The sequence below is a fragment of the Synechococcus sp. R5-12 genome, from assembly GCF_047502655.1.
Lineage (GTDB): Bacteria > Cyanobacteriota > Cyanobacteriia > Thermostichales > Thermostichaceae > Thermostichus.
Map to the genome: position 1 here is coordinate 1 of NZ_JANSIM010000287.1, position 2248 is coordinate 2248.

3 protein-coding genes are annotated in these 2248 nt (G+C 59.8%); all 3 read left to right on the forward strand.

What is annotated here, in order from left to right; all coding sequences use genetic code 11:
• Positions 1-121: 121 nt before the first annotated feature.
• Entirely contained in the window at positions 122-304 is a 183-nt protein-coding gene (locus NW843_RS13445; RefSeq protein WP_041436250.1) for a hypothetical protein, read from the forward strand.
• Positions 301-585, forward strand: a complete 285-nt coding sequence (locus NW843_RS13450; RefSeq protein WP_414351467.1) for an acylphosphatase — start codon at positions 301-303, stop codon at positions 583-585. The genes NW843_RS13445 and NW843_RS13450 overlap by 4 nt, the downstream gene beginning before the upstream one ends.
• Before the next feature lie 149 nt (positions 586-734).
• On the forward strand, positions 735-2207 hold the full coding sequence (gatB, locus tag NW843_RS13455) for an Asp-tRNA(Asn)/Glu-tRNA(Gln) amidotransferase subunit GatB (RefSeq protein ID WP_414523199.1): 1473 nt from the start codon (positions 735-737) through the stop codon (positions 2205-2207).
• Positions 2208-2248 lie beyond the last annotated feature (41 nt).

Sequence of the window (2248 nt, forward strand, 5' to 3'; positions counted from 1 at the left end):
AGGACTCCGTCCTGCTGACGGGAAGGGTGGCCCGCGCTCTGTCCGTAGGACGAGCGCCGGGAGGATGTCACGGTGCATGAAGGGTGGGATCCTCTGCACAAGCGTTCGTGAGGTTGGGTTCATGTCTTCCGTGCTGTGGCAAGCGATTGGGTATGCCTGTGGGATCTCGCTGGGGCTCCTAGGCTTGGTTGCCCTGGTCAACGTTCTTGTGGGGTGGCTGGATCGGCAGACCTCAGAGACTCCGGAGGAGCCGACCGAGTCGCCAGAACCCTGCAGCACAACGGAGGGATCCCCGTCGGCATGAGTGACAGGGTTCGCGTTCACGTCTGGGTACGGGGGCGGGTTCAGGGGGTGGGGTTTCGCGCCCACACCGAAGCCATGGCCCGCAATGCCGGTGTTGGCGGCTGGGTGCGCAACTTGCGGGATGGTCGCGTCGAGGCCGTTTTTGAAGGATCCCCTGCTGCGGTGGAGGCCATGCTGCGCTGGTGCCAACAGGGCAGCCCCGGTTCGGTTGTGGAGGCCATTGAGCAACGTTCCGAGCCGCCGGAAGGTCTACCCACTTTTGAGATTCGCCCTACCGTTTGAAGGAGTTTGGCTGTTCCAAGGATTTCTTTGACCTGCAGCACTTCAGCTTCGTCCGCTGGTTCTGAGCTGCCGTCCTCAGAAACTGCCCATGAGCTGGGATCCCTGCAAGGTCACACTAGAATGGTTACACCGCAAGTTTTTCCCATCCCATGACTGTTGCTGCCCCCGCCAAAGTGCAATACGAAGCTGTGATTGGGCTGGAAGTTCACTGCCAGCTCAGCACTCGCTCCAAGATCTTTTCCAGCAGCGCGACAGCCTTTGGCGCTCCCCCCAACACCCAGATTGACCCCATCTGCATGGGCCTGCCCGGCACCCTGCCGGTGCTCAACGAAAAGGTGCTGGAGTACGCGGTCAAAGCGGGTTTGGCCTTGAATTGCACCATTGCCCCCTACAGCAAGTTCGACCGCAAGCAGTACTTTTACCCCGACTTGCCCAAAAACTACCAAATCTCCCAATACGACCTGCCAATTGCCACCCACGGCTGGATTGAGATCCAGCTCAGCGACGGTCGTACCAAGCGCATCGGCATCACCCGTCTGCACATGGAAGAAGATGCGGGCAAGCTGGTCCACGCTGGCAGTGACCGCCTATCGGGATCCAGCTACTCTTTGGTGGATTTCAACCGGGCGGGGGTTCCCCTCATCGAGATCGTCAGCGAGCCGGACATCCGCAGCGGGGAAGAGGCAGCCGAGTATGTGCAAGAGCTGCGCCGCATCCTGCGCTATGCCGGGCTGTGCGATGGCAACCTGCAGGAGGGATCCCTGCGCTGTGATGTGAACATCTCGGTGCGTCCGCTGGGATCCCAGACCTTTGGCACGAAGGTGGAAATTAAAAACATGAACTCCTTCAACGCCATCCAACGGGCCATCGAGTACGAATTCAACCGCCAGGTCAAGGTTGTGGAGGCGGGCGAGCGGATCGTGCAAGAGACCCGCCTTTGGGAAGAAAACAGCCAGCGCACCATCAGCATGCGCAAGAAAGAGGGATCCAGCGACTATCGCTATTTCCCCGAGCCCGATCTGCCGCCCATTCGCGTTACCGAAGAGCAAAAGGCCCGCTGGAGGGCAGAGCTGCCGGAATTGCCCGGTGTGAAGCGGCGACGTTACCAGGAGGTGTACGGTCTCTCGGTGTACGATGCCCGCTACCTCAGCGACGAGCGCAACACCGCCGAATACTTTGAAGCCGTGATCGCCGCCGGTGCCGACCCGAAAGCAGCCGCCAACTGGATGATGAGCGACATTGCCAGCTACCTCAACACCCACAAGCTGGACTACCCCGACATTGCCCTGAAGCCGGAAACCCTGGCCGAGCTGATCGGCCTCATCGAGCGGGGCACCATCTCCAGCAAAATCGCCAAGGAGATCCTGCCGGAACTGCTGGAAAAAGGCGGGTCGGCCCGCGCCCTGGTGGAAGCTAAGGGCATGACCCAAATCTCGGATAGCGCTCTGCTGGGGCAGATGATCGCCGAGGTGCTGGCAGAAAACCCCGAGCAACTTCAGCAGTATCGGGGGGGCAAAACCAAGCTCTTCGGCTACTTTGTCGGGCAATTGATGAAAAAAACTCAGGGACGGGCAGATCCAAAGCTGGCCAACGACCTGCTCAAGCAACACCTCGACGGCTAGCTGATACATTTACGCTGAACACTGCTGAACATCACTGTTCA